Source organism: Klebsiella sp. 141161, from assembly GCF_050600815.1.
Lineage (GTDB): Bacteria > Pseudomonadota > Gammaproteobacteria > Enterobacterales > Enterobacteriaceae > Klebsiella > Klebsiella aerogenes.
In genome coordinates this window covers 67,413-80,980 of the sequence record NZ_JAQIRN010000010.1, presented here as the reverse complement: position 1 = coordinate 80,980, position 13,568 = coordinate 67,413, and the positions used below count along the sequence as shown (strand labels likewise).

The window sequence follows — 13,568 nt, the reverse complement described above, 5'->3', positions numbered from 1 at the left end:
TTGCTAGACTTCCCCCATCATGACAACACAACCAGGCGGCATGTTCCGCCTGGTTTCATTTATGGACAAATGCTATGAAAAAAACGTTGGTCGCCGCGGGAATTATCGTCGCGCTCGGAGTCGTCTGGACAGGCGGAGCCTGGTTTACCGGTAAGCAACTGGAAAACCGTATTGCCGAAATGGTGCAGCAGGCGAATGCCCAACTGCAGAGCAACGCGCCGGAAGCTGGCGTAGAGTTGAGCTATCAAGACTACCAGCGCGGGTTATTCAGCAGCCATCTGCAATTGGTGGTGAAGCCGCAGGCCGGTAAAGAACACAGTCTATTGGCCGCCGGTCAAAGCCTGGTGTTTGACGAAAAGGTCGATCATGGTCCCTTCCCGCTTGCCTCGTTAAAATCGTTTAACCTGGCGCCGGCAATGGCCTCCGTCAACACCACCCTCGTGAATAACGATGCCAGCAAAGCGCTGTTCGATATTGCTAAAGGACAAACGCCGTTTAACATCGACACCCGCATTGCCTACAGCGGCGATACCCAGTCGGCCATCTTCCTTAACCCGCTGGATTACGCTAAAGACAATGAAAAAGTTATCTTTAGCGGCGGCCAGTTCCAGCTCAATGCCGATCGCGATGGCAAAACTATTAGCCTGAGCGGCGAAGCGGCCAGCGGGCAGATCAACGCGGTCAACGAATACAACCAGAAAGTTCAGCTCAGTTTCAGCAACCTGAAGGCTGACGGCGCCACCGAAATGACCTCCTTTGAGGAACGTATCGGCAAGCAGAAGATTTCCCTTGAAAAACTGGCTATCGGCGTTGAAGGTAAAGAGCTGGCGCTGCTGGAAGGCATGAATATCGACGGCCGCTCTACGCTCTCCGATGACGGCAAGCGTATCAATAGCCAGCTTGATTACAACCTTAACAGCCTGAAACTGCAAAACCAGGATATGGGCCGCGGCAAACTCACCGTTAAGCTGGATAATCTCGACGGTCAGGCGTGGCATCAATTCAGTCAGCAGTATAACGCCCAGGCGCAGGCGCTGATGGCGAAACCCGAGCTGGCGCAGAATCCGGAGCTTTATCAGCAGGCGTTAACCGAGATCTTCTTTAGCTCGCTGCCAATTCTGTTGAAAGGTAATCCGTCGCTGACGATTTCTCCGCTGAGCTGGCAAAACGCCAAAGGCGAAAGCACCCTGAATCTGTCGGTGCTGATGCAGGATCCGGCGCAAACGACCGCCGCGCCGCAGACCGTCGCCGATGAACTGGACCGCAGCGTTAAATCGCTGGACGGCAAGCTGGTGATCCCGGTGGATATGGCCACCGCCCTGATGACGCAGATTGCCGGGCTGGAAGGCTACCAGCCGGAGGATGCGGCGAAACTTGCCGATCAGCAGGTCAAAGGGCTGGCGGCGATGGGGCAGATGTTCCGTCTGACCACAATGGAAGATAACGCGATCACCTCCAGCCTGCAGTACGCCGACGGCCAGGTCACGCTAAACGGGCAGAAAATGCCGCTGGCTGATTTCGCCGCCATGTTCGGCCTGACGCTCCCCACCGCCGAACCGCAGCAGTAAAAAAATGTCCCGGGCTGCAGTCAGGTAGCCCGGGAACACCTTAATCGATGGCGGCCCCTACTTTCTGATAACCAGCCGCGGCGGCATAATCTGATTACGCGCGCTGCCTTGCCCCTCCTCGAGGCGGCGTAAAATACACTCCGCCAGGCTGTTCCCCATCTCACGCGCGGGGGTGGTCACCCAGGTCAAGGGGACATCATCGAGCGCCGCTTCCGGCACTTCGGCAAAGGCCGCCAGCGCGATGCGTTGCTCAAAATAACTTTCCACGCTACCCTCGCCGCTCTGCCGCCCGGCGCGCAGCAGACCGAACCACGCCCCGGTGGCGATGACGCTGTTATAGCAAAGTACCGCGCTGATGGTCGGATTTTGCCGCAGCAGCGCGATCATGGCTTCCGCCGCCTGCTGCTGACTGGAGCCACACTCGACAACCCATTCGCTATGAAACGGCAGTCCGTACTTCAATAAGGTGGCGCAATAGCCGCCCACCCGTTCAGCGCGGGTCAGGGACGCGCTTTGTCCGCCAAGCCAGGCGATGCGCTGATGACCGCGGCGAATCAGATGTTCCGTTACCATTTGCGCCGCCTGCATGTTATCCGGGCGGATCAGGTCGATATCGTCCAGGTAGCTGGCGCGGGAGGCAAAAACCAGCGGCATCCCTACTTCGGCGGCACGATCGCGCAGCTCGCCGCCCTTGTCGATAGCGCCGGCGATAATCACCCCGTCAACCCCCTGCGAGACCAGCGTTTCGAAGCGCTGGAGCATTTTTTCGCCGCGATGCCCGCCCTGGGTGAGAAATACCATTTTACCCTGTGATTCCAGCGCATCGGTCAACCCGGCGGTTAGCTCGGCATAGAACGGCTTCGACAGATCGCTAACGATAAGGCCAATCACCCCGCTTTGCCCGCCGCGGAGCGACGCCGCCTGGCGATTACGCACAAACCCGAGTTGCTCAATGGCCTGGTTGACGCGCTCGCCGGTGGCCGAAGAGATGCGCCCTTTACCGCTGAGCACCAGCGATACCGTACTGACCGAGACGCCAGCCGCCAGCGCCACATCATTGATGGTTGTCTTTTTTGCGATAGCCATAACGACTGGCTGACTCCCTTTGCCTTTCGATAAAACGTTTTATCAGTATGTTATCTTTATAAACCTTATTATCGCTTGATTATGTGATTTTTATCGCACTAAAAAATGGTAAAACGTTTTATCTTGCCGCTACGTTACATCCTATCGACCCTTTTCAGAACCAGGATTCGTGTATGACGGCGAAAACAGCACCAAAAATTACCTTATGGGAGTTTTTCCAGCAGTTAGGAAAAACCTTTATGTTGCCCGTGGCGTTGCTCTCGTTTTGCGGGATCATGCTGGGGATCGGCAGCTCGTTAAGCAGCCACGATGTGATTACGCTGCTGCCGTGGCTGAACGTGCCGCTGCTGCAGGCGATTTTTGTCTGGATGAGTAAAGTCGGCTCCTTCGCTTTTAGCTTCCTGCCGGTCATGTTCTGTATCGCAATTCCGCTCGGCCTGGCGCGTGAAAACAAAGGCGTCGCCGCATTCGCGGGCTTCGTCGGCTACGCGGTCATGAACCTCGCGGTCAACTTCTGGCTGACGGCGAAAGGCATCCTGCCGACGACCGACGCGGCGGTCCTCAAGGCCAACAACATTCAGAATATTATCGGTATTCAGTCGATCGACACCGGGATCCTCGGCGCGGTGATCGCCGGTATTATCGTCTGGATGCTGCACGAACGCTTCCACAACATCCGTCTGCCGGATGCACTGGCCTTCTTTGGCGGCACGCGCTTTGTGCCGATCATTACCACCGTGGTGTTAGGCCTGGTCGGTCTGGTCATTCCGCTGGTGTGGCCGGTGTTCGCGATGGGTATCAACGGACTAGGACATGTTATCAATAGCGCCGGCGATTTTGGCCCGATGATCTTCGGTACCGGAGAACGCCTGCTGCTGCCGTTTGGCCTGCACCATATTCTGGTGGCGCTGATCCGCTTTACCGAAGCGGGCGGCACCATGGACGTTTGCGGCCACAGCGTCAGCGGCGCGCTGACTATCTTTCAGGCGCAGCTGAGTTGCCCGACGACGCACGGCTTCTCTGAAAGCGCGACCCGCTTCCTGTCACAGGGTAAAATGCCCGCCTTCCTCGGCGGCCTGCCCGGCGCGGCGCTGGCGATGTACCACTGCGCCCGCCCAGAAAACCGTCATAAAATTAAAGGGCTGCTCATTTCCGGCGTCATTGCCTGCGTGGTTGGCGGTACCACTGAGCCGTTGGAATTCCTGTTCCTGTTCGTCGCGCCGGTACTGTACGTCATCCACGCCCTGCTGACCGGCCTTGGTTTCACTATCATGGCGGTACTTGGCGTCACCATCGGCAACACCGACGGCAACATTATCGACTTCGTGGTGTTTGGCATCCTGCACGGGCTGTCGACCAAGTGGTATATGGTGCCGGTTGTCGCCGCCATCTGGTTCGCGGTGTACTACGGTATCTTCCGTTTCGCCATCACCCGCTTCAACCTGAAAACGCCGGGCCGCGATATCGAAACGGCGACCAACATCGAAAAAGCAGTTGCCGGAACGATTGGCAAATCAGGTTATAACGTGCCGGCGATTCTGGCCGCGCTCGGCGGTGCTGATAATATCGTCACGCTCGATAACTGTATTACCCGCCTGCGCCTGTCGGTGAACGACATGAGCAAAGTCGATACCGCCGCGCTGAAAGCCAACCGCGCAATCGGCGTGGTCCAGCTTAACGATCACAACCTGCAGGTGGTCATCGGCCCACAGGTTCAGTCGGTAAAAGATGAAATGGCCACCCTGATGAATACCGTTCAGGCCTAAACATACGCCCCCTCTCACCCGGAGGGGGCATTCGCGAAGGAAATTCAGATGTTTGATTTTGCCACGCCAGTGGACCGCCACGGGACCTGGTGCACCCAATGGGATTACGTAGCCGACCGTTTCGGCGCCGCCGACCTGCTGCCGTTCACTATCTCCGATATGGATTTCGCTACCGCCCCTTGTATTATCGACGCCGTCAGCCAGCGCCTGGCGCACGGCGTTTTTGGCTATAGCCGCTGGAAAAACGACGAATTTCTCGGGGCCGTCAGCCACTGGTTCGCCAGCCGTTTTCATAGCACCATCGACCACGACGCCATCGTTTACGGCCCGTCGGTTATCTACATGGTGGCCGAAATGATTAGGCAATGGTCCAATCCGGGCGACGGCATCGTGGTCCATACCCCGGCTTACGACGCGTTTTACAAAACTATCGACGGCAACCAGCGACGCATTGCCCCGGTGGCGCTCAAGCTTGATGAGGGTGAGTGGCGCTGCGATATGAACGAACTGGAAGCCGCGCTCGCCCATCCCGACAACCGCATTTTGCTGCTGTGCAGCCCGCACAATCCGACGGGCAAAGTCTGGAGCCGCGACGAACTGACCACCATGGCGCAGCTGTGCGCGAAGCATAACGTCCGGGTTATTAGCGATGAAATTCATATGGATATGACCTGGGGCGAACACCATCATACCCCCTGGTGCGCCGTTGCGCAGGGCCCCTGGGCGCTGTTCACGTCGGGCTCAAAAAGCTTCAATATCCCGGCATTTACCGGCGCCTATGGGCTCATCGCCGATACCGCTTCGCGCGATGGCTATCTGCAAGCGCTGAAAGGCCGCGATGGTCTATCTTCTCCGTCGGTTCCGGCGCTGGTCGCGCATATCGCCGCCTATCGTCAGGGCGCGCCATGGCTGGATGCGTTACGCGATTATCTGCAGGAAAACATGCGCTATATCGCCGAGCAGCTGAATCAGGCCTTCCCGCAGCTAAACTGGCAGCCGCCACAAGCCACCTATCTGGCGTGGATCGATCTGCGTCCACTCGGTATCGACGATCGCGCGCTGCAAAAAGCGCTGATTGAAGAGCAAAAAGTCGCGATCATGCCGGGTTATACCTATGGCGAAGAGGGTAACGGTTTCATCAGGCTAAATGCCGGATGCCCGCGGGTGAAGCTTGAGAAAGGGGTTCAAGGATTGATTGCCGCTCTGCGATCATTGCGCCCTGAATTAAAATAATTTTGATATACCTCAAAAACTTTTTAACCACACAGGAGTATTAAAACAACGCGAAACAATCACGTCCGAATGACACTGCAGAGGAGGAAATGATGAAAACCTACGATCGTAACCGTAATGCTATTGACGCTGGCAGCCGGGTCATGGTGGCCGACAGCGGCGCGACGGGAGTGATTAAGGCCATTCATGGCGCTAATAAAAACAGCGAACAGCTGCGCCGCAGTGACTGCGTAGAATTAGACGGTAGTCATGAATTGTATTGCCCATTGAATCTTATTCGCCTGGGCTTTAATTAATTCCAGCGTTGTTGATTTAAGGCCGCCCTGACTGGCGGCCTTTTTCATGAGGCATTCTTCCCGCTTTTGATCTCGTCGAGTGATTCTGAAAGCTAAGCGGCGTATTATCGCGGCTCTTCAAGCCCTTTCGGGGCGAATTACCTTCTGAGTTCAGAGGCATTTCTATGACATGGCATCAATTCAAACAAGCCTGGCTAATTAAGTTTTGGGCGCCAGCGCCTGCGGTGATCGCCGCCGGTATTCTTTCTACTTACTATTTTGGCATTACCGGTACATTCTGGGCAGTCACCGGCGAATTTACCCGCTGGGGCGGCCAGCTGCTGCAGATGATGGGCGTCCCGGCCGAAAACTGGGGTTACTACCAATTAATCCATCTCGAAGGTACGCCGTTAACGCGTATCGACGGTATGATGATCCTTGGCATGTTTGGCGGCTGCCTGGCCGCCGCGCTGTGGGCGAATAACGTCAAGCTGCGGATGCCGCGTAGCCGCATTCGCATTTTCCAGGCGCTGGCCGGCGGCATTATCGCGGGCTTCGGCGCCCGGCTGGCAATGGGTTGTAACCTGGCGGCTTTCTTCACCGGGATCCCGCAGTTTTCCCTGCACGCATGGTTCTTCGCCATCGCCACCGCCATCGGGACTTGGTTCGGCGCGCGCTTTACGCTGCTGCCTGTTTTCCGTATTCCGGTCAAAATTGAGAAAGTCTCCGCGGCCTCACCGTTAACTCAAAAACCCGCGCAGGCCCGCCGCCGCTTTCGTCTGGGAATGCTGGTATTTGTCGCTATGATCGGCTGGGGGCTACTGACCGCCGCCAATCAGCCTAAACTGGGCCTGGCCCTGCTGTTCGGCGTTGCCTTTGGCCTGCTCATCGAGCGAGCGCAAATCTGTTTCACCTCCGCCTTTCGCGATATGTGGGTGACCGGGCGCACCTATATGGCCAAAGCAATCATCTTCGGGATGGCGGCCAGCGCCATCGGTATCTTTAGCTATGTGCAGCTCGGCATGGAGCCCAAAATCATGTGGGCCGGGCCGAACGCGGTAATTGGCGGCCTGCTGTTCGGTTTCGGCATCGTACTGGCCGGTGGTTGCGAAACCGGTTGGATGTATCGCGCCGTTGAAGGCCAGGTACATTATTGGTGGGTCGGGTTAGGCAACGTTATCGGCTCCACCCTGCTGGCTTACTTCTGGGATGATTTATCGCCGACGCTTGCCACCAACTGGGATAAGATTAACCTGCTGACGACTTTTGGTCCGTTCGGCGGCCTGCTTATCACCTACCTGCTGCTATTTATCGCGCTGATGTTGGTCATCGCCTGGGAAAAACACTTCTTTCGCCAGAAAAACACTTCGGCGACCCGTATTAAGGAAACCGCATGAAAGAGATCGTTCCTGATTACCGCCTCGATATGGTTGGTGAACCTTGCCCCTACCCAGCCGTGGCCACGCTTGAAGCAATGCCGGCACTAAAAAAAGGGGAAATACTTGAAGTGGTGAGCGACTGTCCGCAGTCAATCAACAACATCCCGCACGATGCTAAAAATCACGGCTATACCGTGCTGGATATTCAGCAGGATGGGCCGACGATCCGCTATCTGATTCAAAAGTGACGAGAAGGGCCGGTAGCGCGCTACCGGCTGTCATTACTTGCCCGCCATCCAGCGCCGATAACGTTTAGCCTGCCGTTTCGCCGTCAGTTGCGCCGTCAGCAACGCCCACAGTGGTGAGACCTGCGGCCGCACCACGCGGTGGCGGCTTAACCGCTGCAGCTGATATTTCACCGCCGCCATATGCGCGCTGGCGGCAATGGCCTTGTTCTTCCAGTTACCCTGACGCAGCAGTGGCGCATCGTACTCCCCCTCACGCCACTGCTGCGCCAAATTGGGCACAATCGCCATCGCCGTGGCGATCCCCACCAGCGCAACTCCGCTATTCACCACCCTTTCCGCCACTTCACGCCGCCGCACGCCGCCGGTGACCATTAGTGGAATGGTCGCCACTTCGGCGATCTGCTCGGCAAACTGCAGGAAGTAAGCTTCCCGCGCCAGCGTTCGCTCATCACGCATGGCGCCCATCATCGCCGGCGCTTCGTAGCTGCCGCCGGAAAGTTCGACCAGATCGGCGCCGCTTTCCGCCAGCATTTGCACCACCGTCCTGGCATCGTTAATCGAAAAGCCGCCGCGCTGGAAATCCGCTGAGTTGAGTTTAACCACCACGGTAAAATCCGCCGCCACCGTCTCGCGGACGCCGCGCACGATATCCAGCAGTAGACGGGCGCGATTTTCAATGCTCCCGCCATATTGGTCGGTGCGCTGGTTACTGAGCGGCGAGAGGAACTGGCTCAGCAAATAACCGTGGGCGGCATGGATTTCGACGCCGTGAAATCCAGCACGTTCCGCTAACCGGGAGGTGGTGATGAACCGTCGCGTCACATCGGCGATATCCTTCTCATCCATCGCCCGCGGCAGGCGAAAGCGCGAAGATTGCGACCCAAGATCCAGCGCCAACGCCGAAGGGGCCAGCGTCTCCTGTCCCAGGCCCGCAGGCATCTGTCGCCCAGGATGATTGATCTGCATCCACACCTGAGCGCCATTCGCCCGTGCCGCCTGCGACCAGGCGCGGAACTTGTCGAGATGTCGTTCATCTTCCAGCACCACGCCTGCCGGGCCGGTCATCGCCCGGGCGTCCACCATCACATTACCGGTAATAATCACCCCGGCGCCGCCCTGCGCCCAGGCCTGATAAAGCATGAATAATTCCGTTGACGGCGCATGATCGGCATCGGCCATATTTTCTTCCATCGCCGCTTTAGCGATGCGGTTGTTAATGACGACGCCAGAGGCCAGTCGCAGAGGGGTAAAAAGGGTCATGTCAGGGCTCCAGTCAGTGAACTGGACAAACCATAACCTTAAAGTTAAGTTTAAGGTCAAGCAGCTTATGAGGAATAAAAATGAATATCGGTACACTGGCAAAACGCAGCGGCCTGGCGCCTTCGCGGATCCGTTATTACGAGCGGGCGGGGATCCTCAAAACCGTGCAGCGTAAAGCCAATGGCTATCGCAGCTATCCGGAAGAAACGCTGGTCGTGCTGGGACTGATTACTACCGCTCAGGCGGCGGGATTTACTCTTGAAGAAATCGCCGCCCTGTTACCGTCCGATCTCAACCACTGGGACCGACAAACGCTACTCACCACCCTGCAACAAAAAGTGGCGGATATTGAAAAACTGGAACAGAAACTCGCGTACGGTAAAGCGCAGCTGGTAAGCGTTATTGATGAGATACAACAGAAGCCGGATGACATTGACTGCGCCGCTAATGCGCGGCGCGTGTTATCTCAGGTGCTGGATGTGCAGGACCGGACGGCGAAGGAAGAATAGCTACCAGCCTTTCACCGCATCGCCTTTATACAATTCGGCGGCGGCGTTGGCGACTTCGTCGGTCTGGTAGGCTTTCACCAGGTTCTTCACCTTTGCGCTATCTTTATTATCTTCGCGGCTGGCAAAGATATTGACGTACGGTGAATTTTTATCCTCAATGAACAGACCATTACGCGTCGGCGACAGGCCAATCTGGCTGGAAAAGGTGGTATTAATGATAGCCATTGTCACCTGTTTATCATCCAGCGCACGGGTCAGCTGCGGCGCTTCAATCTCGACGATTTTCAGCTTCTTTGGGTTATTGACGATATCCAGCGCGGTTGGCAGCAGGCCTACTCCCTCTTTCAGAGTGATAAGCCCCTGATTCTCCAGCAATAGCAGTGAGCGTCCAAGGTTGGTTGGGTCGTTAGGCACCGCCACCTGGGCGCCGTCCGGAAGCTGCGAAATAGCGGTGATTTTCTTTGAATAAGCGGCTATCGGATAGACAAATGTGGTACCAACATCCACCAGCTTATAGCCGCGCTCCTGAATCTGTTTATCCAGATAGGGTTTATGCTGGAAAGCATTGATATCGAGATCGCCATTGTTCAGCGCCTCGTTTGGCAGAACGAAATCATTGAAAGTCACCACCTCGACATCGAGATTATATTTTTGTTTGGCGACTTTTTGCACCACCGCCCAGACTTGCTGATCGATACCCGCGCTAATCCCCACCTTAATATGATTAGGATCCCGATCTTTTGGCCCACAACCCGCCAGTAGCAACGCGCCAACGAGAGCCAATGAATGAGTAAAACCTTTAAGTGAAAAAGCCATTTTCCCGGTGTCCTTTTAATATAGCCTGCTGACGATGGCAGGAATGTCAGTCCGGGACACTATATATAAGCGTCTTACTAAGATTAAATACTGATTCTCTATGACTAATAGCGAAACGCTATTGATAAGTCGCCACGCTGCTTTTACTCCCCCGCCAGTGGAACTGCTGATTTCTTGCGCTGAAGCAATACTTTGTAACACTTGAAACACTGTTCCAATACCATTACACACATTAAAATTAAGTTTATATAATTAGCATTATAATAAATAGATAAGTGAACATTTTATATACACTAGCTGTATATAAAGCCGTATCGCACGCACACACGACCCACAAGGAAAACCATGGAGCTTCTGGATTTGCTCAGAACCATTTTTGAGCGAGTACGTACTGATGCGGATTTTATTTCATTTACTGAAGTACTCATTGAAAATAATGTCTCTTATTACATCTATTTTGTTGCTACCGGGAATGTGAATTTTGTTATGTCATCAGATACTTTCGTTTCCCTGAAAAGCAACAGAAAGTTGCTGCGTGTTAACTCGCAGGCCTGCAGAACGCTCACCCGAGAAGCTGCGCGACGCCACTTTAGTGGTGTCACTCCTTTTGATAACTATTGCGCCGAACTGGCAAATGCCGGGGTATTTAAATGGGTGGTTGATCTTAATGAAAAAACGCGCCATTACTGGTCAAAAGACAACACATTATTGCATATGGAAAATATGATTCTCCCCTTTTAATCGCAGAAATTATTAAACGCTCATCCAGATATTCAGACGGCCCGGAAGTTAGTTTACGCTTGGGGCCGCTCAACACCTCAAGTTGCGCAACAGAAAAGGGAAATGGCTTTTTATTTGCGCAAAAACAGACTTTGCACCAGCCATCTCCCTGTATCCATAGGATTTTTTCCGTACTTTTAAACGGTTACGCTGCTGATGTATAATATCGTGCACTTCAACTAAAAAATGAGTGCGACCATGATTGATTCAACTTTGCCTTTAACAGACATTCACCGCCATCTTGACGGCAACATCCGTGCCCAAACCATTCTCGATCTTGGCCGCCAGTTCAATATTACTCTCCCGGCAGATACCCTTGAAACGCTGCGTCCGCATGTGCAGGTCACCAGCAATGAACCAGACCTGGTTAGCTTCCTGGCGAAACTCGATTGGGGCGTGAAGGTGCTGGCTTCTCTGGAAGCCTGCCGCCGTGTTGCCTGGGAAAACGTTGAAGACGCCGCGCGCAACGGCCTGCACTACGTTGAGCTGCGTTTTTCTCCGCGTTATATGGCGATGACCCATCAGCTGCCGGTCGCCGGCGTCGTCGAAGCGGTGATTGCCGGAGTACGCGAAGGCTGCCGTGATTTCGGCGTCGAGGCGCGTCTGATTGGCATCATGAGCCGCACCTTCGGCGAAGCGGCCTGTGAAGAGGAACTCGACGCCCTGCTGGCCCATCGCGATGGGATCACCGCGCTGGATCTGGCTGGCGATGAGCTGGGGTTCCCTGGCGCGCTGTTTATGGATCATTTCCGTCGCGCGCGTGACGCGGGTTGGCGTATTACCGTGCACGCAGGTGAAGCCGCCGGGCCGGAAAGTATCTGGCAGGCCATTCGTGAACTGGGCGCCGAACGCATCGGTCATGGGGTGAAAGCGGTGCAGGATCCGAAGCTAATGGACTACCTCGCCGCTGAACGTATTGGCATTGAATCCTGCCTGACGTCGAACATCCAGACCAGTACCGTCGCCTCACTGGCGCAGCACCCGCTGAAGACCTTCCTCGATCACGGCGTGCTGGCCTGCATTAACACCGACGATCCGGCGGTACAGGGTGTGGATATTATTCACGAGTACAATGTCGCCGCACCGGCGGCGGGCCTCAACCGCGAGCAGATCCGTCAGGCGCAAATTAACGGTCTGGAATTGGCGTTCCTCAGCCGTCAGGAAAAAGAGGCGCTGATCCAACGCGTTCTAAAGGCTAATTAAGCCAAAGCTCCGCCGTGCAGGCGGAGCATGCTGTTAAATCAGGCACAGCGCCGTCCGGTGCCGTGCCGATTCAATCCCCAGTTCAATCAGTTCCATAATCTGAATCGCCTGGCTTGCGGGTACCGGGTTTTCTCCGCTGCCGTTGAGCGCATCGCGAATCGCCGCATAATAAGCGGGATAGTTCCCGGGGAGCGTCAGCCAGGTTTCCTCGACGAGCTCTTCGCCTTCAACGCGGGTCAATATACCGTCACGCATATCGTAGCCCCAATCCTCCTGCGGCAACCGTTCGCCGTTTTTCAAACGTTCTTCCTGCGGATCGAGACCATATTTCACATAGCTTCCTCGTGAACCATGGACGATATATCGCGCCGTTTCTGCCGCCGCCAGCAGCGTGCTGTGCAAAATCACTCGCCGTTGCGGATAAACTAACACCGCGTGAAAATAATCCGTCGCCTGCGCGCCGGGGCGCTGCTGCGCCAGATCGACGGCAATACTCACCGGCAGGCCAAACAGATTGACCGCCTGATCCAGCAGATGCGGGCCTAAGTCATACCAGATACCGCTGCCAGGGCCGCCCTGCTCACGCCAGCGGTCACGAACCTGCGGGCGAAAACGATCGAAATGTGATTCAAAATAACTGACCTCCCCCAAATCCCCTGCGGCAATCAAGGCCTTCAGCGTGAGAAAATCGCTATCCCAACGGCGATTATGGAACACCGATAACAGCCGCCCGCGGCTTCTGGCGATAGCATCCAACTCGCGTGCTTGTGACAGTGTCACGGTAAAAGGTTTGTCAACAATGACGTGTTTACCCGCCTCCAGCGCCGCTCGCGCCAAAGGGAAATGGGTATCGTTGGGAGTCGGAATAACAATCAAATCGATATCAGGGTCAGCGTATAGCGAACTCGCTGAAGCCACCACCTGGGTCGCCGGCCAGTCTGTCAGTACTTTTTGCGCGTCGCTACTGACCACGGCCGATAGCGCCATACCCGGCGTACCGGAAATCAATGGCGCGTGAAATGTCTTGCTTGCATAACCATAGCCTATCAGTCCTACCCTTATAGCATCACTCATGGCGTCATCCTCGCAGGCAACCATGACTTCTACTATAAACCTTAATCTTCCGCTTATCCGTGCACGCTGTTCATCTTTGCGTCAGTTGCGCAATGCATGGGCGGTAATACTTGCGTTGTTTCCGCGGTTTAGTAACATTTCAATCCATTTTAACTTTCCGCTTTAGAATTATGACGACTGTTTTTACCCGCATTGTAGAACTTATTGGTTGGGTTGTGTTTGGCGTTTCGGCTGTACTGTTGGTGGTTGCGCATCAAATCGATGATTATCAGTCCCCGCCCCCGGCTAGCACCGTACAGGCGAAATAAAGGCAAAAAGTGATACTCGCCGCAAATCTGCAACCGGTTTCAGAAACCGGTTGCAGATTTGTC

Annotated in this window: 14 protein-coding genes; 10 read left to right on the top strand and 4 right to left on the bottom strand. The window is 55.2% G+C overall.

Annotated elements, in window-relative coordinates; translation table 11 throughout:
• The first annotated feature begins 74 nt into the window (after positions 1 to 74).
• Positions 75 to 1,568 carry a YdgA family protein gene (locus PGR79_RS21735; protein WP_113374682.1) on the top strand — a complete coding sequence of 498 codons (1,494 nt, stop codon included), beginning with the start codon at positions 75 to 77 and terminating at the stop codon, positions 1,566 to 1,568.
• 57 nt (positions 1,569 to 1,625) lie between these two features.
• Here PGR79_RS21735 and PGR79_RS21730 read toward each other — a convergent pair whose 3' ends face one another.
• The gene (locus tag PGR79_RS21730; protein WP_015705245.1) at positions 1,626 to 2,654 is read right to left on the bottom strand and encodes a Mal regulon transcriptional regulator MalI; all 1,029 of its coding nucleotides are present in this window, start codon (positions 2,652 to 2,654) and stop codon (positions 1,626 to 1,628) included.
• Between the two features lie 173 nt (positions 2,655 to 2,827).
• Between PGR79_RS21730 and malX the strand changes: the two genes are divergently transcribed.
• The 5 genes from malX (at position 2,828) to yedF (ending at position 7,555) form a co-directional block, all read left to right on the top strand.
• A complete protein-coding gene (gene malX, locus PGR79_RS21725) occupies positions 2,828 to 4,420 on the top strand; it encodes a maltose/glucose-specific PTS transporter subunit IIBC (protein ID WP_113374681.1) in 1,593 nt (530 codons plus the stop codon).
• 48 nt (positions 4,421 to 4,468) lie between these two features.
• Entirely contained in the window at positions 4,469 to 5,653 is a 1,185-nt protein-coding gene (locus tag PGR79_RS21720) for a MalY/PatB family protein (protein ID WP_430922488.1), read from the top strand.
• Positions 5,654 to 5,745: 92 nt separating this feature from the next.
• Complete coding sequence (ydfZ, locus tag PGR79_RS21715; protein ID WP_015705242.1) at positions 5,746 to 5,949, top strand: putative selenium delivery protein YdfZ; 204 nt, start codon at positions 5,746 to 5,748, stop codon at positions 5,947 to 5,949.
• A 164-nt stretch (positions 5,950 to 6,113) separates the two neighbouring features.
• Positions 6,114 to 7,325 (top strand): selenium metabolism membrane protein YedE/FdhT, encoded by a 1,212-nt coding sequence (gene yedE / locus PGR79_RS21710; protein WP_087858495.1) that lies wholly within the window; start codon positions 6,114 to 6,116, stop codon positions 7,323 to 7,325.
• A complete protein-coding gene (gene yedF / locus PGR79_RS21705) occupies positions 7,322 to 7,555 on the top strand; it encodes a sulfurtransferase-like selenium metabolism protein YedF (protein ID WP_015366840.1) in 234 nt (77 codons plus the stop codon). Before yedE ends, yedF begins: the two co-directional genes overlap by 4 nt.
• 33 nt (positions 7,556 to 7,588) lie before the next feature.
• Here the strand turns inward: yedF and PGR79_RS21700 are convergent, their stop codons facing one another.
• Positions 7,589 to 8,815 carry an NADH:flavin oxidoreductase/NADH oxidase family protein gene (locus PGR79_RS21700; protein WP_113374679.1) on the bottom strand — a complete coding sequence of 409 codons (1,227 nt, stop codon included), beginning with the start codon at positions 8,813 to 8,815 and terminating at the stop codon, positions 7,589 to 7,591.
• An 80-nt stretch (positions 8,816 to 8,895) separates the two neighbouring features.
• Between PGR79_RS21700 and PGR79_RS21695 the strand changes: the two genes are divergently transcribed.
• Positions 8,896 to 9,324 (top strand): MerR family transcriptional regulator, encoded by a 429-nt coding sequence (locus tag PGR79_RS21695; protein WP_087858494.1) that lies wholly within the window; start codon positions 8,896 to 8,898, stop codon positions 9,322 to 9,324.
• On the opposite strand, the gene metQ is transcribed toward PGR79_RS21695, so the two are convergent.
• Positions 9,325 to 10,140 (bottom strand): methionine ABC transporter substrate-binding lipoprotein MetQ, encoded by an 816-nt coding sequence (metQ, locus tag PGR79_RS21690; RefSeq protein ID WP_087858493.1) that lies wholly within the window; start codon positions 10,138 to 10,140, stop codon positions 9,325 to 9,327.
• A gap of 345 nt (positions 10,141 to 10,485) precedes the next feature.
• On the opposite strand from metQ, the gene PGR79_RS21685 reads away from it, so the two are divergent.
• Both PGR79_RS21685 and add read left to right on the top strand, forming a co-directional pair.
• A complete protein-coding gene (locus PGR79_RS21685; RefSeq protein ID WP_087858492.1) occupies positions 10,486 to 10,881 on the top strand; it encodes a DUF1398 domain-containing protein in 396 nt (131 codons plus the stop codon).
• 237 nt (positions 10,882 to 11,118) lie between these two features.
• The gene (add, locus tag PGR79_RS21680) at positions 11,119 to 12,123 is read left to right on the top strand and encodes an adenosine deaminase (RefSeq protein ID WP_087858491.1); all 1,005 of its coding nucleotides are present in this window, start codon (positions 11,119 to 11,121) and stop codon (positions 12,121 to 12,123) included.
• Positions 12,124 to 12,156: 33 nt separating this feature from the next.
• Here the strand turns inward: add and PGR79_RS21675 are convergent, their stop codons facing one another.
• The gene (locus PGR79_RS21675; protein WP_087858490.1) at positions 12,157 to 13,197 is read right to left on the bottom strand and encodes an oxidoreductase; all 1,041 of its coding nucleotides are present in this window, start codon (positions 13,195 to 13,197) and stop codon (positions 12,157 to 12,159) included.
• 170 nt (positions 13,198 to 13,367) lie between these two features.
• Here PGR79_RS21675 and blr point away from each other — a divergent pair, with 170 nt between their 5' ends.
• Positions 13,368 to 13,505: a division septum protein Blr gene (gene blr, locus PGR79_RS21670; protein ID WP_015366847.1), complete on the top strand. Its 138-nt coding sequence runs from the start codon at positions 13,368 to 13,370 to the stop codon at positions 13,503 to 13,505.
• The last annotated feature ends 63 nt before the right edge of the window (positions 13,506 to 13,568 follow it).

What these genes read in the sequence shown, in the direction of transcription:
- PGR79_RS21700 (WP_113374679.1), bottom strand. Translation starts at nt 8,815, where the DNA reads ATGACCCTTTTTACCCCTCTGCGACTGGCCTCTGGCGTCGTCATTAAC.
- PGR79_RS21730 (WP_015705245.1), bottom strand. Translation starts at nt 2,654, where the DNA reads ATGGCTATCGCAAAAAAGACAACCATCAATGATGTGGCGCTGGCGGCT.
- PGR79_RS21720 (WP_430922488.1), top strand. Translation starts at nt 4,469, where the DNA reads ATGTTTGATTTTGCCACGCCAGTGGACCGCCACGGGACCTGGTGCACC.
- PGR79_RS21675 (WP_087858490.1), bottom strand. Translation starts at nt 13,197, where the DNA reads ATGAGTGATGCTATAAGGGTAGGACTGATAGGCTATGGTTATGCAAGC.
- yedE (WP_087858495.1), top strand. Translation starts at nt 6,114, where the DNA reads ATGACATGGCATCAATTCAAACAAGCCTGGCTAATTAAGTTTTGGGCG.
- PGR79_RS21695 (WP_087858494.1), top strand. Translation starts at nt 8,896, where the DNA reads ATGAATATCGGTACACTGGCAAAACGCAGCGGCCTGGCGCCTTCGCGG.
- blr (WP_015366847.1), top strand. Translation starts at nt 13,368, where the DNA reads ATGACGACTGTTTTTACCCGCATTGTAGAACTTATTGGTTGGGTTGTG.
- malX (WP_113374681.1), top strand. Translation starts at nt 2,828, where the DNA reads ATGACGGCGAAAACAGCACCAAAAATTACCTTATGGGAGTTTTTCCAG.
- yedF (WP_015366840.1), top strand. Translation starts at nt 7,322, where the DNA reads ATGAAAGAGATCGTTCCTGATTACCGCCTCGATATGGTTGGTGAACCT.
- PGR79_RS21735 (WP_113374682.1), top strand. Translation starts at nt 75, where the DNA reads ATGAAAAAAACGTTGGTCGCCGCGGGAATTATCGTCGCGCTCGGAGTC.
- ydfZ (WP_015705242.1), top strand. Translation starts at nt 5,746, where the DNA reads ATGAAAACCTACGATCGTAACCGTAATGCTATTGACGCTGGCAGCCGG.
- PGR79_RS21685 (WP_087858492.1), top strand. Translation starts at nt 10,486, where the DNA reads ATGGAGCTTCTGGATTTGCTCAGAACCATTTTTGAGCGAGTACGTACT.
- metQ (WP_087858493.1), bottom strand. Translation starts at nt 10,140, where the DNA reads ATGGCTTTTTCACTTAAAGGTTTTACTCATTCATTGGCTCTCGTTGGC.
- add (WP_087858491.1), top strand. Translation starts at nt 11,119, where the DNA reads ATGATTGATTCAACTTTGCCTTTAACAGACATTCACCGCCATCTTGAC.